Source organism: Fangia hongkongensis FSC776 = DSM 21703 (genome assembly GCF_000379445.1).
Classification (GTDB): Bacteria; Pseudomonadota; Gammaproteobacteria; order Francisellales; family Francisellaceae; genus Fangia; species Fangia hongkongensis.
Map to the genome: position 1 here is coordinate 1 of NZ_KB902239.1, position 23156 is coordinate 23156.

Consider the following 23156-nt stretch of genomic DNA (forward strand, 5'->3'; position numbering starts at 1 on the left):
AATTAAATTCCCCTAAAGGGTTGTTGAAGACTACGACGTTGATAGGCTGGATGTGTAAGTGCAGTAATGTATGAAGCTAACCAGTACTAATTGCCCGAGAGACTTGGTTATTACTCTATGATAGATTGTTAAAGCTTTATGCTNAAAAGTTTTGGCGGTAATAGTGCTGAGGCACCACCTAATTCCATTTCGAACTTAGAAGTGAAACTCAGTTACGCCGATGATAGTGTGGCATTCGCCATGTGAAAGTAGGTCACCGCCAAGTTATTCCAAGCCAGCAGGCTTCCATTATTTATTCAATAGCAAAAAACAGCAATACACCAGAATCAACAAAGATTCTCCATGTGTGCAAACGCTATATTCAATCACAAAATAACGACACAATAAGCACATCATAAATATCACACAACAAAATATTAATTATACGTTAATAGCACCAAATCATATTCGGGTGTTGCACTCATACGGGTGTGTCCTGTTCTAGCTAGGCTTAGTCTATTATAGTAATTCTAATAAATATCCGCATCGCTCAAACCTATATGTAACAAAGGATTGATATGAACACATTTGGTCGGTTATATATTGGAACCACTATATATTAGGCGTCATTGATATACCCGTTCTAATATACAACTAATTCCTGTTTGTAAAAAGACTAGCATTAAAGTATGTGCAGCAGACACTGGAACCACTATAAATAGCTTGTGATTATGTTTGTGCAAAGTAGGTGATATAGGTTCACGCGCCATCAACTTATACTTGTTGTAAGCTAATGGCAAATTACTTTTTAAAGCTAGGCCTTAATTTGTCCACTGGCGTGATAAAAAATTATCTATATTGAGTGTTTTTTTCAGAAACTCTTTGCTTTGTGAAAGCATTGGCGTTGGTTCAGGTTGATGGAAAGTAAAATGGTATTTCCGAGCGATACGCCGCAGATTACTTACACTGCAATTAATCATTGATGCAATTTCATGTGTATCCATCTTTTGATCAAGACACTTTTGAAAAAAATCAACAATTGAGCATTGATAACGTGCTTTAATTTTACTTTCAACAGTTAACTGTTTCACTATGTTCCTCCCTATGACAATATCGTATAATTATTGCTCCATACGGCTAAAAAGAAGCTTGACTCTTTTAGCTTGAGATTACTCTATCGTAAATTGGATAAAAAAACCAGCTAGAAAAATGACAAAAACATAAAAAAAATTAATATAATCATTGGAATTTAATTCTCTGGATTTTGTTGGAAAATATCAGTAAAGTGTCGGTCAGTTCAATAAGAATGACATTAGATTAATTATGGGGCAATTACCGCCATTATCTCATCAAGAGTCTGAAAGAGTTAAAAATTTAACTCAATGTATTAAAAAAGAGATAGATCAAAAAGGTAGAATTTCTTTTCATGATTTTATGCAGCAAGCTTTGTATGCACCAAGTCTTGGTTATTATAGTGCTAATAAGTATAAGTTTGCTGAAAAGGGGGATTTTGTTACAGCACCTTTAATATCACCACTATTTACATATACCTTTGCCAATGTGTTTGCAAACATCTTAAAAGGATCTGATCTTGAAAATGCATCCATTATTGAGTTTGGTGCGGGAACTGGTCAATTTGCAGAAGATTGTCTTTTAATGCTTTCAAAGCTGAATGCTTTACCGAAGAGCTATATTATTATTGATACAAGCCCAGATTTAGTTAATTTACAGAAAAAACGATTGAAAAAGGCATTACCTGAGTACTATTCATCTATTCTCTGGTGTCATGAAATTCCAAATACAGTTTCAAATGCAATTGTATTTGCTAATGAAGTGCTAGATGCAATGCCAGTAGAGCTTTTCAAATATGAAAATAATGAATTCTCCCAGCAGATGGTCGGTTATGATGGTGAAGAATTTATGCTGATTGATAATAAAGTTATAGATCAGCGTTTAGAAAAGGCATTATCAAAGACGGGTATTTTGAGTGCCAAGCCAGATTATTATCTCTCAGAGGTGAACTTATGGATTGAGCCATGGCTTAGCACTATTAAAGATGCTTTAGATAAGTGTATTGTATTTATTTGTGACTATGGCTATCACCGAGAGATGTATTATCAGCTTGCGCGAAGAGAGGGCACGCTTAGATGTTATTATAAGCATCATGTTCATGATAACCCTTTGATTAATGTTGGTGTACAGGATATTACGGCACATGTGGATTTTACGGCTGTTGCGGAAGCTGCGCTTAATAATGGTTTTGACTTGGAAGGATACGGTCAGCAAAACCAATTTCTATTGTCTGCAGGGATTTTGGATTGCTATCAAGCTCTTTTGAAAAAAGCAAGTGGGCGTCAAAAAAACACGTTGACTGAGGGGCTGAAAAAACTGACTTTAGGTGCGGATTTTTCAGAGGTTTTTAAGGTAATGATTCTTTCTTTAAGCTATGATGGTGAAGTTGATTTATTTGGTCGCGCTGATTTGAGTTACTTATTGTAATTTGCCTATCAAATTCTGTGAATATGTGATTATTAAATAGAGGATATGAGAATGTTGAAAAATAAATTACAGGCGCCGGAGTATATCTTTCGAGCCTATGATATTAGAGGGACTTACCCAGAGGATCTTAATCCAGATGTGGTATATAATATTGGGCTTGCTTTTGGTAGTGAAGCGCAGTCTCAGGGACAAAAAAAAGTTATTATTGCTAAAGATGGTCGACTATCAGGCCCTGTTCTGATTAAAGCGCTTGCAGAGGGGCTTAAGCACGCTGGGTGCGATGTTATTGATGTTGGGAGTGTCCCTACACCGGTTTTGTATTTTGCTACAAAGAAAATTGGTACCGGGACGGGAATCATGCTAACAGGCAGCCATAATCCTGCAAATTATAATGGCCTTAAAATGATGATTAACCATACAACGCTTGCAGAGGAAGCAATACAGGCGCTAAAAAATCGTATTGATAGCGGAGAGGTGAATTTTTCTGATCAGGGGAGCCATCATCAGCAAGATATTGCAAATGCCTATATTGATTATATCTGTGAAAATGAGTCATTAGCAAGAAACCTTCATATTGTGATTGACGCAGGAAACGGGATTGCAGGAGAAATTGCGCCAAAGCTATATCAAAGGCTTGGCTGTCAGGTTGAGACACTTTACTGCGAGGTGGATGGGGCTTTTCCAAATCATCACCCAGATCCAAGTAAACCTGAAAATCTGCAAGATCTGATTGAAAAAGTGCGCGAGACTGGCGCTGATGTTGGTCTTGCATTTGATGGTGATGGTGATCGTTTGGGAGTGGTGACGCCAAATGGCGAGAATATCTTTCCGGATAGACAGCTAATGTTATATGCAAAAGATGTGTTAGAGGCAAATAAGGCTCAAACGATTTTATATGATGTTAAATGCTCAAAGAATGTAGAGCTCTTTGTCAAGGCGCAAGGTGGCAATCCTGTTATGTCAAAAACAGGCCATGCACTGATTAAAAAGAAGATGTTGGAAATTGATGCAGCGCTTGCAGGTGAGATGAGTGGTCATGTGTTTTTTAATGATCGTTGGTTTGGGTTTGATGATGGTTTGTATACAGGTGTAAGATTATTGGAGATATTAAGCCAGCATAACAAATCATTAGATGAAATATTCTCTGAAATCCCGCAAAGTATTAATACGCCTGAAATTAATATCACCGTGCCAGAGAGTAAAAAATTTCAGGTAGTTGATGCTTTAATGAAAGGGGCAAATAGTCAGTTTAAGAATGCAAAGATTATCACAATTGATGGCGTGCGCGCTGAATTTGAAAAAGGGTGGGGGCTTGTGAGAGCTTCCAATACAACGCCATGCTTGGTACTTCGCTTCGAGGCGGATACAAAAGAGGATCTTATTGCCATCCAGAGTGAATTTAGCAAATGGGTGAATGAAACAGTTGAACTAATTGGGTAAAAATAAGGTATAACGACTAAACCCAAAGCAAGCACAAGGGGGAGCTTGCTTTGGATGTGGCGTCCAATTTGCTATTGCTAACAAATTGCGTTCCCTTCTCTTTGTAGATATTATCCATATCCACCCTGCTAGCGGCAATAATGTAAATGTATATAGATGTGCGTTAATAATTTTATATTCCTTCTTATCCTATGTGTGGTAAGCGTTTGCGCCATATACAATAATTCTGCAAGATAACTTTTAAATGCTTTTTACTTGAAAAGAATTTTTAGTGCACCTATTTATGTTATGTTGAAATAATATTTTGTTATGTAAAACGGTTATTGTATGTTTTGGCTGAGATGCTTATAAAGTAAGTTACTTTGCCTGATGTGAATATCATGGGCGTTTTCATAAATTGGAAGTGATTTTAAGTAATAGTTAGATAAAAAATAGGATGGATATGAAAGCGGAAAAATTTACAACAAAGTTGCAAGAGGCGCTATCGGATGCGCAATCATTGGCAATTCAAAAAAGTCATACAATGCTTGAACCAGTGCATGTGTTAAAAGCATTATTAGATCAATCAGGTGGTATGATTAGTTCTATCATTACCCAAGCAGGTGGTGACCTTAATAAAATAAAGAATGAGCTTGATAAGTCATTGAGCGAACTTGCCACAACTAGTGCGCAGTCTCAAATTAGCGCATCAAATAATCTGGTCAAAATTCTTCAGGTGATGGAGAAAATCTCATTAGAGAAACAAGATGAGTTTATTTCAAGTGATCTATTTTTGATTGCCGGATTCGGTGATGGAAACCTAAGCAAAATTTTAAAAGCGGCAGGATTGAGTAAAGAAACACTTAGTGAAGCTGTTGATAAAGTAAGAGGCGGAGAGCGAGTTAGCAGCCAAAATGCCGAAGATATGCAAGGGGCATTGCAAAAATATACGATTGACTTAACTGCAAGGGCGCGTGAGGGGAAAATTGACCCTGTTATTGGCCGTGACTCTGAGATACGTCGCACAATTCAAGTGTTGCAAAGAAGAACAAAAAACAATCCCGTGTTAATTGGCGAACCAGGGGTTGGAAAAACGGCTATTGTTGAAGGGTTGGCACAGAGAATTGTAAACGGTGAGGTGCCTGAAGGGATTAAAAATAAACGTATTTTATCGCTTGATCTTGGTGCGCTACTTGCTGGCGCTAAATTCCGTGGGGATTTTGAAGAGCGGCTTAAGGCAGTATTAAAAGATCTATCAAAACAAGATGGTAGCGTTATTTTATTTATTGATGAGCTTCACACTATGGTGGGTGCAGGTAAAGCAGAAGGCTCTATGGATGCGGGTAATATGTTAAAACCAGCCTTGGCAAGAGGTGAGCTACGCTGCGTTGGCGCAACCACTTTGGATGAGTACCGTGAAAATGTTGAGAAAGATCCTGCGCTTGAAAGGCGTTTTCAGAAAGTTTTAGTGCAGGAGCCTTCAGTTGAGGATACTATCGCTATTTTGCGTGGCCTAAAAGAGCGCTACGAGCTCCATCACGGGGTGGATATTACGGACCCTGCTATTGTTGCTGCGGCAACTTTATCGCATCGTTATGTAACAGACAGGCAGCTGCCAGATAAAGCCATTGATTTAATGGATGAAGCAGCAAGCCAAATTCGTATGGAGATTGATTCAAGACCAGAGGAAATGGAAAAACTCTATCGCCGTATTATTCAGTTAAAGATGCAGCGTGAGCAGCTCAAAAAAGAAAAAGATAGTGCAACCAAGAAACGCCTTGGGGTGTTAGAAGAAGAAATTCAAGCTTTAGAGAAAGAATACTCTGGTTTTGAAGAGATTTGGAAATCTGAGAAGGCACAAATGCAAGGCTCTCAGAAACTCAAAGAGCAGTTAGATCAGGCAAAAATTGATTTGGAAGCGGCAAAAAGAGGGGGAGATCTTTCTAAAATGGCAGAGCTTCAATATGGTTTGATCCCTCAACTTGAAGAGCAGATTAAAGATTTAAGTACCGCCGATCCTGTAAAAAATAAGCTCGTTAGAACGACAGTTACCGAAAGTGAAATCGCTGAAGTTGTCTCAAAGGCAACGGGCATTCCGGTTGCTAAAATGATGGAAGGTGAAAAAGAAAAACTGCTTCATATGGAAGAATTTCTGGCAAAACGTGTCATCGGGCAAAAAGAGGCAATTAGTGCTGTATCTAATGCAGTAAGGCGTGCACGCTCTGGGTTGTCTGATCCTAATCGTCCAATTGGTTCTTTTTTATTCTTGGGCCCAACAGGTGTCGGTAAAACTGAGCTGACTAAAGCATTGGCAGAGTTCATGTTTGATAGTGAAGATGCAATGCTGAGGGTGGATATGTCTGAGTTTATGGAAAAGCATTCAGTTGCAAGATTGATTGGTGCGCCTCCAGGGTATGTTGGTTATGAGCAAGGCGGTTATTTAACAGAGCATGTTCGACGCAAGCCTTATTCTGTGATTTTATTAGATGAAGTTGAAAAGGCGCACCCTGATGTATTTAATATTCTGTTGCAGATTTTGGATGATGGTCGTTTAACAGATAGCCAAGGGCGTACGGTTGACTTTAAAAACACACTATTAATTATGACATCGAATCTTGGATCGCAGCTGATTCAAGAGAAGATGAGCACAGAGAGTTACGATGCAGTTAAACAAGAGGTGTTACAAGTTGTATTGCAGCACTTTAGGCCTGAATTTGTCAACAGGATTGATGAAACAGTTGTATTCGAGCCACTTGATAAAGAAATGATCAAGAAAATTGCTGAAATACAGATTAACCGTGTGAGAAAGCGTTTGACTGATAGAGAGCTTAAGCTCGAGATCACTGATGCTGCAATGAATGATTTGGCTGATCATGGTTTTGACCCGGTATTTGGTGCAAGGCCGCTTAAGCGTGCCATTCAGCAATATATTGAAAACCCGTTGGCAACTTATTTGCTGGAAGGTAAATATACCTCTGGCGATGTTATTAAAGTTAGTATTGAAAATGATAGTTTTGTTTTTTCCAAGTAAGGTGACAGTATGACAAAAACAGTACTTATTACTGGCGCAAATAGAGGTGTGGGGCTGACGCTTGCCCAAGTTTACAGCGAAAAAGGCTATCGTGTTATTGCGAGCTGTCGTAACATCTCTCGAGAAATGGAATCACTTAATGGAGAGCTTATTTTTGATGCTGATGTTGCAAGTGATCAAAAAGTGAAAAAGCTTGTAGCGCAATTAAATGGTGAATCCATTGATGTTGTTATTAACAATGCAGGTGTATGGGGGAGTGAGTCACTGTCTAATATGGACTTCAATAAAATGCTAGAAGATTATAACACCAACGCTTTGGGTGCGCTTAGAGTGGTTGATGCGCTTTATACGCATGGTTTATTATCTGAGGCTGCAAAAGTCGCACTCATTACAAGTAAAATGGGATCAATTGAAGATAATGGCTCAGGTGGCCGCTATGCTTACAGGATGTCAAAGGCAGCGCTTAATGCAGCAGGGAAAAGTTTGGCAATTGATCTTAAGTCAGAAGGAAAAGCAGTTGTTCTTATCCATCCAGGTTGGGTGCAAACAGATATGGGTGGGAAGAATGCACTGATTAGTGCACAAGAAAGTGCCAAAGGAATTTATAAAGTGATTGATCACTTATCAATTGAGACGACAGGAAGTTTTGTGGATTATAAAGGACAGGTTATTCCATGGTGATTGCTGCATAGACAGTAAAAATGCTCTTTTTGTATGTCCCTAAAGGTGGTTTTATCAGGAATTTGCTTGTCAATATATGGAAATTGATCGGAGCTATAGCGAAGTCGCTGCTTTTGTGGTACAATCCGCTCGCTTTTTTATGAAATTAAATGTAAAAGAGCAAATGTAAGTAAAAAAACTCACATTACTCGACACGCTTTTTGGGTGCTTTATCTTATCTGGATAAAGTTAAAAAGTGGGGAGTAGTGGCGGAATAACCCTAAAGTGGAGAATAAATAATGTCTTTAATGAAAGATATGTTACAAGCAGGTGTACATTACGGTCACCAAAAGAGATTCTGGAACCCTAAAATGAATGAATATATTTTTGGGATCAATCACGGTATTCATATTATTAACCTTGAAAGTACGGTACCTTTGTTTGAAGATGCGGTTAACTTCATTGGTAAAACAGCGGCAAAACGCGGCAAAATTTTATTTGTTGGTACAAAACGTCAAGCACAAGAAATCGTAGCTGAAGAAGCTTCTCGTTGCGGTATGCCATATGTCAATCACCGTTGGTTAGGTGGGATGTTGACAAACTATAAAACGATTCGTCAATCAATCAAGCGTCTTCGTGATCTTGAGAAAATGCAAGAAGAAGGTGTTTTTGAGCGTTTAACAAAGAAAGAAGCGCTTCAAAACTCACGTGAAATTGAGAAGTTGGAAAAAGCCCTTGGTGGTATTAAAGAAATGGGTGGCTTGCCTGATGTTGTCGTTGTAATCGACAGTAAAGAAGAGCACATTGCCATTGAAGAAGCAAAGCGTTTAGGTATCCCAGTTGTTGCTGTTGTTGATACAAACTCTGACCCTGATGGCATTGATTATGTTGTTCCAGGAAATGATGATGCTGTAAAAGCAATCCGTTTCTACTTAGCTAATTTTGCTGATGCAATTATTGATGCAAAACAAGCTTCTCAAGTTGCAGCTGAAGCTGAAAAAACTGAAGAAGAAGCACCTGAAGATCAAGCATAATTAGAACTTAGATAATATTTTGAGGATAAACTTATGGCAATTACTGCTCAATTAGTTAAAGAATTACGTGAGCGCACAGGCGCTGGCATGATGGAATGCAAAAAAGCCCTAACTGCTACGGGCGGCGATATCGAAAAAGCAATCGAAGAGATGCGCAAATCTGGTCAAGCAAAGGCAGATAAAAAAGCATCTAGAGTTGCTGCTGAGGGTGTTGTTGTGATGGCTGAAGCAAATAACAAGGCAGTTATCGTTGAGATTAACTCAGAGACTGACTTTGTTGCTCGTGATGATAACTTTAAAAAATTCGCGGATGATGTTGTTAAAGCAGCAGCAAAAGAAGGCGTTTCAACTTTAGAGATGCTTTTAAATGCAAAGCTTGAAGATGGCTCAACTGTTGAAGAAGCACGTAAGGCATTGATTGCAAAAATTGGTGAAAACATTAATGTACGCAGAGTCAATGTTTTAGAAGGTGAAACACTTGGTCAGTATAGCCATGGTGGTAGAATCGGCGTTATTGTTGCGATGACAGGTGGCAGTGAAGAACTTGCAAAAGATATTGCAATGCATGTTGCTGCATCTAATCCTATGGTTGTTTCTCAAGATGATGTTCCAAGCGATGTTGTAGAGAAAGAAAAAGAAATTTTTGTTGCTCAAGCACGTGAAAGTGGCAAACCAGATAATATTATTGAGAAAATGATCACTGGTCGTATCCGTAAGTTCTTGGATGAGCAAAGTCTTGTTGGTCAGCCATTTGTTAAGAACCCAGATCAAAAAGTTGCTGAGCTTCTAAAAGCGAATAATGCTACTGTAACTGGATTTATTCGTTTCGGTGTAGGTGAAGGCATTGAAAAAGAAGAAAGTGACTTTGCAAAAGAAGTAATGAGTCAAGTGCAAGGAGCATAATACATGGAGCCTCGTTTTAAACGAATACTGATTAAATTAAGCGGTGAGAGTTTATCAAATACTGGACGAGGCATTAATGTTGAGGCAATTCAGCCAATTATTCAAGATATAAAAACCCTGATAAAAAACGATGTGCAAGTAGGCATCGTTATTGGTGGGGGCAATATTTTAAGAGGCGCTCAAGGTGATTTTAAAGGTCAAATTGAGCGTTCTACTGCTGACACGATGGGTATGCTGGCAACTATGATCAATGCGCTGGCACTTCGTGATTTGATGAAGTTTCATAATATTAATACTACAGCCCTATCAGCGCGCTATGTCGATGCGGTTATGCAAACAGCAAATGCCCCGCTTGCCAATGCGCTTTTAGATAATGGGAATGTGGTTATTTTTGCCGGTGGTACCGGCAATCCTTTTGTAACAACAGATACAACAGCTGCACTTCGTGCCTGTGAGATAAAGGCAGATGCGCTTTTGAAGCTAACAACGGTTGATGGGGTTTATGATAAGGACCCGAATCAATATAAAGATGCTAAGCGCTATGAAGCGCTGTCATTTTCAGAGGTGTTAGATAAAGAACTGAAAGTGATGGATTTAGGTGCTTTTGTGCAATGTCGTGATTTTAATGTTCCTATTTGTGTTTTTAATATGAATAAGTCTGGTGCACTTATTAGAGTTGTTGCTGGGGAAGATGAAGGTACGTGGATACGTAATTAGGAGAGTGTAATGATTAATGAGATTATTCAAGATGCAGCTTCCCGAATGGAAAAGTCCTTGGAAAGTTTGCGCCATGATTTGGCAAAAGTAAGAACAGGGCGTGCTCATCCTGATTTATTAGCGCATGTTTCAATTGATTACTATGGTATTGATACACCCATTTCTCAGGCTGCAAACATTACTGTTCTTGATGCAAGAACGCTTGGCATTACGCCTTGGGAAAAAGGTCTTGCCAGCAAAATTGAGAAAGCTATTTTAACTTCAGATCTTGGTTTGAACCCTGCTAATATGGGCGATACTCTTCGCATTCCAATGCCGCCTTTGAATGAAGAAAGACGTAAAGAGCTTGTTAAGGTTGTCAAAGGAGAAGCGGAGAAGGCGCGTATTGCCATTCGTAATATTCGTCGTGATGCGAACTCAGATATTAAAGAGCTTTTGAAAGAAAAAGAAATTTCTGAAGATGAAGCAAAAAAAGCAGAAGAGAAAATTCAGAAATTAACGAATGATATGATTGCTAAAGCGGATAATATCGCGCAAGATAAAGAAAAAGACTTAATGGAAATCTAAGCGTTTATATGTCTTTAAACCATATGCCAAAACACGTGGCCATAATCATGGACGGCAATGGGCGTTGGGCAAAAAAAAGACTATTTCCTCGAACTTCGGGCCATCGGGCAGGTATTAAGAGCGTTCGTCAAGCTATTGAATATGCTGTTGAGCATAAAATTGAGCGATTGACGCTTTTTGCCTTTGGTCGAGAGAACTGGCAGCGACCACAAGAAGAAGTTGATACGCTGATGAGGCTTTTTTCTGAAGTGCTAGTGAAAGAGCTGCCAATGCTGAAAGAGAATAATGTATGTCTGAATGTTGTTGGTGATCGCTCTCGTCTTTGTGCTGAAGTGCTAGATAATATGAAGATAACAGAAAGCCAAACGCTGAGTAATACAGGCCTTCAGCTTAATATTGCGATTGATTACAGTGGTCAGTGGGAGATTGTTGAGGCAGCTAAGTCTATTGTAAAGGCAGTTCAAGATGGAAGTTTAGGTATTAACGATATATCAGAAGAGATATTTTCTCGGCATTTGCAAACGAATATCACTCAGCCTGTGGATTTGTTCATTCGTACAAGCGGTGAGCAACGTATTAGTAACTTTATGAATTGGCAGTTGTCGTATGCTGAGTTTTATTTTTGTTCTAAGATGTGGCCGGATTTTAGGAAAAAAGACTTTCAGGCAGCAATTGATAGCTTTTTAAAGCGTAAACGTCGTTTTGGGAAAACGGATGAGCAACTATAAGGGAAGGGTGTGAAAGAGCGTATAATCACTGGTATTATTCTTGGGCTTTTGGTCCTATGGGCAATCTTTAAATTAGGAGGCGCTGTCTTTGATACAATTGTTGTCATTGTGCTTTTATTGGCAGCATGGGAATGGAGCGATTTATCACATGTTAGAAAACTAAGCGTTCGTGCTATTTATGTTTTAGTTATTGCAGTACTTATCTACCTTTCATCTTTTGTTCCTCTTTTAACCTTATGGTTGTCTTTGGTGTTTTGGTTATTTGTATGTTGTTTGCTTTATTTTTATCAAAAAGATGTAAAGTACCACCCTGTTTTGTGTCTTGTTATGGGTGCTTTCACTATTGTGCCATTTTTTGTGGCAATTGGTGCGCTTCATATCGAACGTCCCATTTTGCTGCTTTTAGTGATGTTAGTTGTGACCGTTGCTGATAGTGGTGCCTATTTTGTGGGTAAAAAATGTGGAAAGACAAAGCTTGCACCTGTGATTAGCCCAAATAAAACAATTGAAGGGCTTTTAGGTGGCGTTGTGTTTGGCGGTGTTGCTGGCGCGATTTGCAGTATCTTTATATCTACTACTTTATGGCAACATATTGCGGTTATTGTGTTATCGTTCTTAATTGTTTTTATTGCTGTAATAGGGGATTTGTTTGAGAGTATGCTCAAACGTCAACGTGGCATTAAAGATAGTGGCAATATTTTGCCTGGGCATGGCGGTATCCTTGATCGCACAGACAGCATGCTGGCCTCTCTTCCCATTTTCACTTTAGTTTGTGTACTTATTGGGGTGATAACGTTCTAAGGATCCTCCGTGATGCTTTAAAGCGCCCACCAAAGTTCTCAAGTGCTTTTTCACGCATAACTTTTGCATGTAAGCGTAAATATTCCTCTAGGTGATTCATTGATTCTAGTTGGTAAATAATAACTAAAGCTGTTTTCTCATCATCATTTTGTTGTGTATCGACATAGATTTCAGAGTGATTAAACCCTTTAAAACTTAACATCTCTTTTTGATGTTGTTTTAACCATTTGGCATAGCGCTCAAAAATGCCATTATCAATGCTGATATTAATCTCGTAGATGACCAAAGTGTTACTCCTATTTATCCCTATAGCTATTAGCTTAATACGGCAGGTGCATCTTGCAAGTTATATCATTACCACTCAAAGGGAATTCTTATCAATTGTTGTGATTCAGTTAATCATTTGAATGGGTCTGATAGAGAATATCAGCACCTGTATCAAGGGAGGTAACATCACCTTTAAGTTTCCAATTAGGTGTTAAAGCAAAAGTGGCGATACCTTGTTGCTCACCGGTAAACACGCCAACACCATAGCTAACATAGAGTCTATCGGTGAGCTGTTTGCCAATAAATACAGCAGTATTGTTTTGCCCTGAATTTGCACTTGAATTATTTGTAGTATTATTTGTCGTGGTGTCATTGAAGCTGCCAAGTGAAAACTCAGCTAATGACAAACGCTCTTTAAGCTCATTAATAACGCCACTTCCGCCTTCATTGAGAGCTAATAGAAGTGCTGCCTGAGAGACTGAGCTCGATGATTGTTGGGTCTGATCTTTATCTAAAGCTCGACCAAAGAGGATGTAAGATAAAATATCCGTTTGTGAAAGTGTCGGCTCTGAAAAAAGAGATATTTTGGGGTCATTTGCCGTGCCGGTAATATTGATCCCAATTTCACTTGGTGCGTCAGATTGTGTGAGTTGAACAGAGGTCGGTATACTATAGTTAGCTTTGATATCTAACAGCGGGTTGTTAATGTTGCTGTTATTAAAAGAAATGCTTGAATCACTGCTGATGGTAAAGTGTTTCCCGTAAGCGCTAAAGATTCCATCAACAGGTTGCAGCACGCCCACCCCTAAAACAGGCTTATTTGGCTGGCTAATCACATTCACCTTTCCTTGAATTTTAGTATTAATCCCAAGGCCGGATAGATGCGCATTTTTACCAAAATCAACCATAAGGTTCATGTTAAATGGGGCAGTCTTTTGCTCGCTGATAGCTTGATTTTCACTGTTGATATACACAACATCATTTTGGATGGTATTTTGTAAAGCCGTGCTTTTAAGCTCAGCGAGATTAACATTTAATTTGTCAATATTGACGCTTCCTTTAAGATAGCTCTGATCACTTTGAGTGAAAGTTAAATCAGGTGAAGCGCTGAGCACTGTCTCTGGCGTGTTCAGCAGCAAAAGATCATTTCCTTTAATATGAATTTGTGTCTGAAACTGAGCATTTTGATAGCGTATTTCACCCTCGGCAGTAAGTGGTTTGTCTTTAATTTTGGCATTCAGTTGTAGCTTGGCGCTAAAAGGTGGGCTGATAATAAGATTGGCATAGAGTTGATCAATCTGTGTGTTAAGTGGTAAGAGATCAAAGCTGCCATCTGTTAGATGAACCCTACCTGTTACTTTAGGGGATAGCAGTTTATCTGCAAATGTCAGATGAGCATTTAATGCGCCACTATTAACTTGCACAGGAAACTCAGGAAAGAGGCTTGTTAACCAACCAAACTTATCAGCATGGATGCTGAGTTGCCCTGAGAGTAACGCAGAGGAAAGATCAAGCACATTAAAGTTTTTAATGGTGGCGTTTGCTTGTAGTTGGTTATGCGGTAGTATGCTTTTTAAATGCGCGCTTAATAGGTTATTTTCAAGTTTAGCATTTAGTGAAACCTTTGAAATATCCAGCGCCTTTTCAACAGGATTTTTAAGGTATAGCGATTTTCTAAGTTTATCAGAGAAATTGATCAGCTGGCCATGTCCATTGAGTGTAAAGCTCCCAGTTGCAGGTTGGCTGCCAACTTGTGAATAGTTGAATTTGTAATCAACCTTAAAACTGCCTTGGCTAATAGGGGTGTTAGGTAGAAAAAGCCCTGGGGTAATATTGCCCTCAGATAAGATGGTTGTATTATTCGCATGAAGATTAGCTTTAAGACAAATATAATCACTTTTGCCATTTTCAAGGCAAGCATTGCTGATAGAGAAATAGTTTTGCGGACTAATAGAGATCTTGCTTGGTTTATTAAGCTGCCACAGTTCGGATGAGAATGGCTCGTTAATACTGAGTTGGTTGAGTTTTAGATCAGCTAGATTGTAGGTGAGCTTATCAACAACAATATCGCTTTTAAGCGTGGTATTATTGGCAGAAAGACTCACTAAAATGCTTTTGTCTTTTGTCTGTATATCCGCATTATCAAGCTCGATACTATGATAATTGAAATCACGTACCTGTGTGTTAATATGGAAACTCTTGAGCACTTGTTTAACAAAGTGAATGTCTCCAGTGGCGTTAATATTCCCTGTGGCATTGGTGATATAAGTACTAAGCTTATTAATGAACAAGGTCCATTTTGCATGTAAATGCGTGTTATCAGAGGCAAGGCTCAATGAAATGTGATCTTTATTGTTAGGATTGGAAATGGAAAATGCTTTTAAAAAGAGTGCTTGCCCACTGCTAGAAAAATCAATGTTGCATTTAAGTTGCGTATTGGCGAGGTAAATATCACAAAACTGGCTATTGATCGCTGTTTTATTGTCATTGCTATCAATGTTGCCACCGATATTGAGTGTGCCATCGATGTCTTTATTAAGAGATTGAATACTTGCTTGCCAGTCAATTTTATCGCTAAACAGGAAGTTTAGCTTTATCTGTGCATATTTCTCTAAAGAAAGTGATGTTTGAATATGTCCTGCCTGAAATGTGCTAACAAACTTGTAGGGGTAAGTTTTTTTATCGTAATCTAGCTTTCCTTCGGAGTTAATAGTAAATACCTTGCCAAAATCACCAGATATCTCAACAGGTTGATGGTAAAGATGAAAAGGAAGCTTCTCAGTTGTGACATTCAAGCTAAGTTTTGTTGTAAAAGGATCATTTAAAAAAATGTAGCCTTCGGTTAACTCAACTTGCCCATAATTAATTACGTTTGCCTTGATGGTGTGCAGTGTAAGTTTATCGTTGATAATTTGGGTGCGTGCTATTTGAACGTTATCTGCTGAAATAATATGATCTCCACCCATTAAATAGTCGACTTGATGGACAGTCAAGTTCTTCGCATCTAGATCAAAAGGCATGATAAAAGGCGCATCATTATTGGTAATGTCATTATTGCTGCTAGCCGAATCGGGAGAGTTAGGAATATTAATATGAACCTTTTGCGCTTCTAGTGATTCAACCATCAGTTTGTGATCAAAGATAAACTCTAAGAGTGACCATTTAAGGTGAATTTGACTGATATTCAGTTCGATAGCATCATTTTTGATCGTAAGACCATCTAATCTAAGGTTTTCAATATTGCCTGAGATATTGCCTGTAAGTGTGATGCCTTGAGAGCTTAAAATCGAATTGGCAATCGATTTACTCACCTTCAAACCGGGTGTGGTGAAAAGTAAAAGTGCAAGTATGGCTGTTAGTAGTACAACAATAGCAATGACTGTGTAAAGCACTCTTTTGATGTGTTTTTTTAGTTTTTTCATAGCGTGATTCCTATGCTGAAATCAACGCGCCAATGCCGGTCGTTCTGGTTGAGCGTTCTGGAGAGGAAAAACATTAAAGGTCCAAGAGGTGTCTGATAGCTAAGACCAATCCCCGCTGCCTTTAAAATTTCAACATCATGAAAATCAAGATCATTGGTAGCGTTCCCTAGGTTGTAGTATAAAAGGGTGCTGAAGTTGCCGACAATACGCTGCTCAATGCCTACTAAACCTGTTGCTAAATACTTTCCTCCTGTGACATTACCATTTACCTTTGGTCCTTGACTGAGATAGGGATAGCCAAGAAGATTCCCAATACCGCCTGAATAAAAGCGAAAATTAGGGGCAATGTCTTGAATATTATCAACATCAATAGCACCGAAGTTTCCATTTAGTACAACACGATTCCAGTTTTTATCAAGCGGAAAGGTGTAGGTGAGTGTTGCTGCATTTCGGATGAAACTCTGGTCAGAAAAAGGAGAGTTAACCGACACTTGAAAAACATTATTCCAGATAAATCCATTTTTCCAGAACCCATCTTTTTGGGTTGTATCATAGCGGATGGTAAACCCAGGGACCAGATACTTTGAGCGCTCATTTGTGGAGTTTGCAGCGGTAGTATAGCTGGTGAAATACTGTTGAATACCAAAGGTAAGCTTCCAATCGCCATATTTATGCATTCGCCCGACACCAAAGTTAGTTTGCCTTTCATCAAAGCTGTCGGTTTGGGTGTAGCTTTGTTGAGCGTTGATGCTCCAGTTGTCATGTAAGGGATCCTCTCCCGGGAAGATATAGGAAGTTTGAAAGGTGCTATTAGCAGGTGAGGCTTGGATGTTGAATGAAAACTGCTGCCCTGTATCAGTAACATGGCGAAATAAAGTGCCAAAACTCACACGAGGACCTGTGAAAGTGCCATAACCGATACCGGTTGAGTAGTTACGTGAGTAGCCTGCTGTTAAGTTGACGGCAAGCGGAATTAAGTGATTTTTAACATCACGTTTCGCAAGTTGGGGGATAATTTGTGCACTTGAGAAATAACCGCTATCCTGTAGGCGTTTATTGGCATTGGTGATTTTATCTTGCGTGAATACTTCACCTTCTTTTAAGCGGGTAATGCGATCGATAAAACCTAAATCATAGTCATAACGCTTTTGTGTTAGCTGTATTTTACCAACGCGATATTGCCCTTTTGTATCGAGTGTTAATAGAACCGTGCTAGTATAGCTTTTATTATCGATTCGGATTTGATGTACATTTAAGTTTGCATCCAAATAGCCAGCATTTAGTGCTTGGTTGGTTAATGTTGTTTTTGCTTGCTCATAGGCAGCTTGTGTTAGCACATCACCTTTTTGCAAGGGAAAGTTAGCCAGCAGCGTCTTGAAAATAGGATCATCCTTTCCCGGGCCTATGACCTTAACCTCTAAATGGGTGATTCTAAGTGGGGTATTCAATGTGATATTAAACACGGCATGCCATGTGCTCTCAGTATGTGTGAGCTTGGTGGATATTTTTGGTTTGTAGTAGCCGTAGGGCTGTAATAAGGTGTATATTTCCTTTTCACTTTTGCGAAATAAAATGGGAATTTGGGCGGGATGGGTTAGCGCATATTCTTTAAAGTTATTAAGCGTAATGTTGTCCATCAGCACCTTTTTGATGGCATCATCAGCAATACCATTGATTTCAATATCCAGTGAAGCTTTTGGGTTGTTAGCAGGTGAATTTGTCGCACTATCTTTCGCAACACCCACCTGAAAGCTTATTAAAATAAATAAGAGATATAAGCATAGAGTGTGAAGACGTTGCACTTTTTGTTGCACAGCCAAGCCGTAGTCAATTTTCCTTAGCTTAAGTATATACTATGGCTTGTATATTTTGCAGCGCTTAAATTGCAGTTTGCTTACTTTGTCTCGAGGGGGTGGTAAAATAAAACAAAATTAAAATCATACTTGGCACATAAAGAGAGTATATGGCAGCTTTAAAGACAGATGAGCATTGGATGAAAGAAGCATTGAAAGAGGCGCAAAAGGCTGAGGCAATACAGGAGGTTCCTGTTGGTGCTGTGATTGTGAAAAATAATCAGATTATTGCCCGGGGGTTTAATCAAGTTATTTCACAAAATGATCCAACGGCGCATGCTGAGGTTGTAGCACTTAGAAAGGCAGCAGAAGCGCTTGGAAATTATCGGCTGGTTGATAGTGAAATGTACATTACCTTAGAGCCGTGCATGATGTGCTTTGGCGCTATGGTTCATGCGCGAGTCAAAAAGGTGCACTTTGCCACAAAAGAGCCAAAAGCGGGTGTCATTTGCTCACATCTTCATTTAGATAAGGCGCCTTTTTTAAACCATCAAATTGAAGTTGAGTCAGGTGTGCTTGAAGCTGAAGCGGCAGCATTACTAAAGCAGTTTTTTTATCAAAGAAGACAGGAGAGGAAAAACAGTTAATTTCCCTTTTGAGCATCTCTGATAGAGATAGATGTAATCACCTAGAATCGCAAGTTTTACCTTGGCATATTTTTCTAAGTTGATCGATGATACAACAGATGAAAGAGGATATAAGTTTTATCGCAATAATGCTGTGCTTAATGCTTAAAATCTTTTTTGTGAACGTATATAAAAGTAGGCTAAGAAAGGCTGTAAAATGCCTTAGGATGGGTATATTATTAAGCTCAGTTGCGAGTTTGAACATATAAGGCGGTGTAAAGTTGGAAAACAAATTTGGTAGAGTTGGTCTGCTTTTGGGAGGAGATTCCCCTGAGAGAGAAGTTTCTTTAAGATCTGGTAAAGCTGTTTTTGAGGCTTTACTAAGGTTGGGCATTGATGCAGTTGCGATCGATGTGCCATCAAGTAAACTAATTGCCAAAATAAATGAAGAAAAGATTGATTGCTGTTTGATTATGCTTCACGGTGAAGATGGTGAAAATGGCCATATTCAGGCATTGTTACATATGCATGATATTCCCTTTAGTGGCAGTGATATGAGAAGCTCTGCTGTTGCCATGGATAAAGTGCTATCAAAGAGAATCTGGCAGGCATTAGGGCTTAAAACACCAAAATTTACGCAACTAGATGATCAACTTGAAATAGGGGAGCTTTCTTTCCCCATAGCTGTTAAACCTATTGACGCAGGTTCAAGTGTGGGAATTAGTAAGGTATATAAAAAAGATGATCTGGAAGCAGCCTATCAACTGGCAAAGCCCTATGGGCAAGTGATGGCAGAGGAATGGATTGAGGGTGATGAGTACACGGTATCTATCGTTGGCGAGCATGTACTGCCCTCTATTCGCATCGAAGCATCAAATGATTTTTACGATTATGATGCTAAATATATCAGTGGTTCAAATTACCACTGCCCAAGTGGGCTCGGTGACAAGGAAGAGCATTATTTACAAAAGCTTGCCAAAGAAGCGTACTTAGCAGTTGGTTGTAGTGGCTGGGGACGAGTTGATTTTATGCGTGAGAAAACAACAGGGGAGTTTTTATTAATTGAGTTAAATACGGTTCCGGGTATGACCAATTTAAGCTTAGTGCCTCAGGCTGCAAAAGCGATTGGCTGGGATTTTGATGCGCTTGTTTTGAAAATTCTTGAGAGTGCTTTATGAGGGCAAAAACGCTGATTAAAATCATCATTATATGCATTTTGATTATAGGAGCAGCGGCTACAGTGAAGTGGTATATTGCCAACAATAAAAATGCGCTTGGGAATGTTGAGATTAAAACTGAAGGTCAGCTTCAATATATTACGCAAAAAGACATTATCGAACTTGTCAAACCTTATCGTAAGGACAGTTGGTTTGATATTGATGTCACTGCGATTCAAGATGCCATTAAAACCTATCCGGGTGTCAGTAGCGTGGATGTTAGTAAAAAGTGGCCAGATAGTCTTTTTATTGATATTCATGAAGCAAAGCCATTAGCATACTGGCAAAATAAAAATACATTATTGTTAAATGATCAAAAGATCATACACCCTAAAGTGATCATACTTTCAAAGCGCCTGCCTATGTTTTATGGCACACTCTCAGAAGCTAAAGAGATTAATAATACTTACATCAAGCTAAATAGTATTGCAAAGTCACATCAGTTAGAGGTGCTTGAAGTAGATTATGAGGGGAATATCTGGAAAGTGCTTCTGTCAAATGGGGTTAAGGTTGTTTTAGGAAGTGATGATATTTATAAAAAGCTTACAGAATTATTAAATAACTTTGCTAAGATTAAACTACCGAAGGGTAAAAATAAGCAAACTACACAAATAGATGAAATTGATATGCGTTATCGAAGTGGTTTTGCCGTGTCATTTAAAAGTGAGAAAACAGCATAGTATAAAACTAAGACAAACTGTGTATAGCATGTTGTTTTTTTGTTTTTTTATTGCCAATCGGTAGAGAGATAATACTCAGTGAAATAAATTTATGTTACATTGTGTGGCAGTGTGTTTGGATTGGGTCTTTGAGAATGATCATTTGTTAACATAACAAAGAGTATCGTTTATTTAAGGCTATGTGAAGGTGTATTTTAGGTAGAGTATTATAGATATGTCTGATGTCATGGAGAAAAGAATTCTGTGCGCAATAGATATTGGCACATCAAAAGTAGTAGCCCTTGTGGCCGAAGTGAATGACAGTGATGAGCTGAATATCATTGGCATTGGCACACAGCCGTCAAAGGGGCTGAAAAAAGGGGTGATTGTCAATATTGATGCAACTGTCAAGGCCATTCAAAAGGCGGTGCAAGAGGCAGAAGATGTCTCTGGATTTTCTATTAAAGAGGCCTATATCGGTATTGCCGGGAGTCATATCCAGAGTTTTGACTCGCACGGGGTTGTTGCCATTGAAAATTCAGAAGTGTCTTTAACCGATCTTCAGCGGGTTATCGATTCGGCAAAAGCGGTTCCCATGCCGGCAGATCAAGAGATTTTACATATATTGTATCAAGATTTTATGATTGATAACCACAGTGGTATTAAAGAGCCAGTGGGGATGTCAGGTGTGCGCTTAGAGGCAAAAGTGCATATGGTGACAGCTTCTTCAAGTGCGGTGCAAAACATTAAAAAATGTGTGAATCGCTGTGGCATTAAAGTTGAAGATATTGTGCTCGAACAGTTGGCCTCCAGTTATGCTGTTTTAACAGATGATGAAAAAGAGCTAGGCGTGGCCTTGGTTGATATTGGTGCTGGAACAACGGATATTGCTGTTTTTGTTGAAGGTGCGATTAAACACACCTCAGTGATCCCCATTGCTGGCAGTCAAATTACAAGTGATATTGCGCACGCGCTTCGTGTGGCAACAGATACAGCAGAGCGAATAAAGATTCAATATGGCTGTGCGATGACAAATCTTGTCAAATCAGATGATGCCATTGAAATCCCAGGGCTTGCAGATAGAATGGCGCGCCGTGTTCCACTTCAAACGCTCTCAGGTGTTATTGAAGCCAGAACCGAAGAGTTATTTGGCCTTATTTATGAAACCTTAGAGCGAAATAATCTTCTAGAGTCAATTTCAGCAGGTGTCGTGTTAACTGGGGGAGCTGCGAAGATGAAAGGCATTTCTCAACTTGCAGAGGAAGTATTCAGGGTGCCTGTTCGAATTGGCGGCCCAACTAATATCACTGGTGTGCAAGATGTGCTTCATAACCCTGTGCATTCAACAGGAGTAGGGCTTTTAATGTATTCACAAGCACAAGTTGAAGAGGAACAAACTGAATATGATACACCAGAAGATGAAACAAATGGCATGTGGAATAAAATGCGCGGCTGGTTTGGTAAGCATTTTTGATTTAAGGTGACAAAGAGAATTTATTGATTGACATTAAAAACGAAGGAGTACTACTAACATGTTTGAGATTTCAGAATCATTGAACGACAATGCGGTTATTAAGGTTATCGGTGTCGGTGGCGGTGGTGGTAATGCTGTTGAGCATATGCTATCTGAGAATATTGAAGGCGTTGAGTTTATTTGTGCAAATACGGATTTACAGGCGCTTAAAAACTCAAGTGCCAGAGGCGTTATTCAAATTGGTAATGAGCTGACAAAAGGGCTTGGTGCTGGTGCAAATCCTGAAATTGGAAAGCGCGCTGCACAAGAAGACAGAGCACGTATTCAGCAGGCTTTAGAAGGTGCTGATATGGTGTTTATCACCGCGGGAATGGGCGGTGGAACAGGAACGGGAGCCGCTCCAGTAATCGCTGAAGTTGCTAAAGATATGGGCATTTTGACCGTTGCAGTTGTTACAAAGCCTTTTCCATTTGAAGGCAGAAGAAGAATGCAGCTTGCTGAATATGGTATTAACGAGCTGACACAGAGTGTTGACTCGCTTATTACGATTCCAAATGCAAAGCTATTGAGTGTATTGGGTAAAAACATCAGTCTTTTAGATGCATTTAAAGCGGCAAATGGTGTTTTACAAGGTGCTGTTCAGGGGATTGCTGAGTTGATTACTCGACCAGGGCTTATCAATGTGGATTTCGCTGATGTTAGAACGGTTATGTCAGCGATGGGTGTTGCGATGATGGGAACGGCAACTGCTTCAGGCGAGCACCGTGCAAAAGAAGCAGCAGAGGCAGCTGTTGCAAGCCCGCTTTTAGAAGATGTTAATTTAGCGGGCGCAAAAGGTGTGCTTGTTAACATCACAGCCGGCATGGATATGTCAATTGGTGAATTTGAAGAGGTTGGCGATGTGATTAAAGCCTTCACTTCAGATCAAGCAACGGTCGTTGTCGGTACGGTAATTGACCCTGATATGGCTGATGAGCTTCGTGTGACTATTGTGGTAACTGGATTAGATACAGATGAGAAAACAACGTTGATTAGCGGTGGCGCAACAGCGACAAATAATTTTCACAAGCCAAGCCAATATGCTCGCCAGTCAGTTTCATTTGCTCAAGGGGCAGCAAATAAACAAGCGCAAAGCACAAAAGAGGCGCCTGTTATTAGTTCAGTAGGGGCGCTGAAACGCCAAGCTCCAGCAGCTGAGAGTGCTTCATCTGATGCAGAGGCGAAGGTGCAAAGCACTGCCAAAGATGATAATGAATATTTGGATATTCCAACTTTTCTTCGTCGTAAGGCAGATTAATAAAACTTAATATTTGATATTATATGGATACTTTAGAGCAATAAGGATCGTTGCTAAAAACCG

19 protein-coding genes and 2 rRNA genes are annotated in these 23156 nt (G+C 39.3%); 17 read left to right on the forward strand and 4 right to left on the reverse strand.

Annotated features, from left to right (window positions below):
* Positions 1-111 (forward strand): 23S ribosomal RNA (locus tag A37Q_RS0100005); the annotation flags it as partial.
* 39 nt (positions 112-150) lie between these two features.
* Positions 151-265: ribosomal RNA gene (gene rrf, locus A37Q_RS0100010) — 5S ribosomal RNA — on the forward strand.
* Between the two features lie 535 nt (positions 266-800).
* Here the strand turns inward: rrf and A37Q_RS0100015 are convergent.
* A complete protein-coding gene (locus A37Q_RS0100015) occupies positions 801-1070 on the reverse strand; it encodes a hypothetical protein (protein WP_018298206.1) in 270 nt (89 codons plus the stop codon).
* A gap of 232 nt (positions 1071-1302) precedes the next feature.
* Here A37Q_RS0100015 and A37Q_RS0100020 point away from each other — a divergent pair, with 232 nt between their 5' ends.
* The 10 genes from A37Q_RS0100020 to A37Q_RS0100070 all read left to right on the forward strand — a co-directional run bounded on the left by A37Q_RS0100020 (position 1303) and on the right by A37Q_RS0100070 (position 12338).
* Entirely contained in the window at positions 1303-2478 is a 1176-nt protein-coding gene (locus tag A37Q_RS0100020; RefSeq protein ID WP_018298207.1) for a class I SAM-dependent methyltransferase, read from the forward strand.
* Positions 2479-2529: 51 nt separating this feature from the next.
* Entirely contained in the window at positions 2530-3918 is a 1389-nt protein-coding gene (locus A37Q_RS0100025) for a phosphomannomutase/phosphoglucomutase (protein ID WP_018298208.1), read from the forward strand.
* Positions 3919-4360: 442 nt separating this feature from the next.
* The gene (gene clpB / locus A37Q_RS0100030) at positions 4361-6928 is read left to right on the forward strand and encodes an ATP-dependent chaperone ClpB (RefSeq protein ID WP_026196408.1); all 2568 of its coding nucleotides are present in this window, start codon (positions 4361-4363) and stop codon (positions 6926-6928) included.
* A 9-nt stretch (positions 6929-6937) separates the two neighbouring features.
* Complete coding sequence (locus A37Q_RS0100035; protein WP_018298210.1) at positions 6938-7609, forward strand: SDR family oxidoreductase; 672 nt, start codon at positions 6938-6940, stop codon at positions 7607-7609.
* A 278-nt stretch (positions 7610-7887) separates the two neighbouring features.
* A complete protein-coding gene (gene rpsB, locus A37Q_RS0100045) occupies positions 7888-8622 on the forward strand; it encodes a 30S ribosomal protein S2 (RefSeq protein WP_018298211.1) in 735 nt (244 codons plus the stop codon).
* 33 nt (positions 8623-8655) lie between these two features.
* Positions 8656-9525: a translation elongation factor Ts gene (gene tsf, locus A37Q_RS0100050; RefSeq protein WP_018298212.1), complete on the forward strand. Its 870-nt coding sequence runs from the start codon at positions 8656-8658 to the stop codon at positions 9523-9525.
* A 3-nt stretch (positions 9526-9528) separates the two neighbouring features.
* Entirely contained in the window at positions 9529-10242 is a 714-nt protein-coding gene (gene pyrH / locus A37Q_RS0100055; protein ID WP_018298213.1) for a UMP kinase, read from the forward strand.
* A gap of 9 nt (positions 10243-10251) precedes the next feature.
* Positions 10252-10809, forward strand: a complete 558-nt coding sequence (gene frr / locus A37Q_RS0100060; RefSeq protein ID WP_018298214.1) for a ribosome recycling factor — start codon at positions 10252-10254, stop codon at positions 10807-10809.
* A gap of 8 nt (positions 10810-10817) precedes the next feature.
* Positions 10818-11537 (forward strand): polyprenyl diphosphate synthase, encoded by a 720-nt coding sequence (gene uppS / locus A37Q_RS0100065; protein ID WP_018298215.1) that lies wholly within the window; start codon positions 10818-10820, stop codon positions 11535-11537.
* Positions 11538-11546: 9 nt separating this feature from the next.
* The gene (locus A37Q_RS0100070) at positions 11547-12338 is read left to right on the forward strand and encodes a phosphatidate cytidylyltransferase (RefSeq protein ID WP_018298216.1); all 792 of its coding nucleotides are present in this window, start codon (positions 11547-11549) and stop codon (positions 12336-12338) included.
* Here A37Q_RS0100070 and A37Q_RS0100075 read toward each other — a convergent pair.
* The 3 genes from A37Q_RS0100075 to A37Q_RS0100085 form a co-directional block, all read right to left on the reverse strand.
* Positions 12316-12624 carry a DUF4286 family protein gene (locus A37Q_RS0100075; RefSeq protein WP_018298217.1) on the reverse strand — a complete coding sequence of 103 codons (309 nt, stop codon included), beginning with the start codon at positions 12622-12624 and terminating at the stop codon, positions 12316-12318. The two genes, A37Q_RS0100070 and A37Q_RS0100075, sit on opposite strands and share 23 nt — an antisense overlap.
* Positions 12625-12733: 109 nt before the next feature.
* On the reverse strand, positions 12734-16027 hold the full coding sequence (locus A37Q_RS0100080; protein ID WP_018298218.1) for a translocation/assembly module TamB domain-containing protein: 3294 nt from the start codon (positions 16025-16027) through the stop codon (positions 12734-12736).
* The gene (locus tag A37Q_RS0100085) at positions 16024-17841 is read right to left on the reverse strand and encodes an autotransporter assembly complex protein TamA (protein WP_205617784.1); all 1818 of its coding nucleotides are present in this window, start codon (positions 17839-17841) and stop codon (positions 16024-16026) included. Before A37Q_RS0100085 ends, A37Q_RS0100080 begins: the two co-directional genes overlap by 4 nt.
* Positions 17842-17990: 149 nt before the next feature.
* Between A37Q_RS0100085 and tadA the strand changes: the two genes are divergently transcribed.
* From tadA to ftsZ, 5 genes are all read left to right on the forward strand, one after another.
* A complete protein-coding gene (gene tadA, locus A37Q_RS0100090) occupies positions 17991-18467 on the forward strand; it encodes a tRNA adenosine(34) deaminase TadA (RefSeq protein WP_018298220.1) in 477 nt (158 codons plus the stop codon).
* Between the two features lie 260 nt (positions 18468-18727).
* Positions 18728-19624 (forward strand): D-alanine--D-alanine ligase, encoded by an 897-nt coding sequence (locus A37Q_RS0100095; RefSeq protein ID WP_018298221.1) that lies wholly within the window; start codon positions 18728-18730, stop codon positions 19622-19624.
* Complete coding sequence (locus A37Q_RS0100100) at positions 19621-20343, forward strand: cell division protein FtsQ/DivIB (protein ID WP_018298222.1); 723 nt, start codon at positions 19621-19623, stop codon at positions 20341-20343. Before A37Q_RS0100095 ends, A37Q_RS0100100 begins: the two co-directional genes overlap by 4 nt.
* 214 nt (positions 20344-20557) lie before the next feature.
* A complete protein-coding gene (gene ftsA, locus A37Q_RS0100105) occupies positions 20558-21796 on the forward strand; it encodes a cell division protein FtsA (RefSeq protein ID WP_018298223.1) in 1239 nt (412 codons plus the stop codon).
* Between the two features lie 58 nt (positions 21797-21854).
* Positions 21855-23093 (forward strand): cell division protein FtsZ, encoded by a 1239-nt coding sequence (ftsZ, locus tag A37Q_RS0100110; RefSeq protein WP_018298224.1) that lies wholly within the window; start codon positions 21855-21857, stop codon positions 23091-23093.
* The last annotated feature ends 63 nt before the right edge of the window (positions 23094-23156 follow it).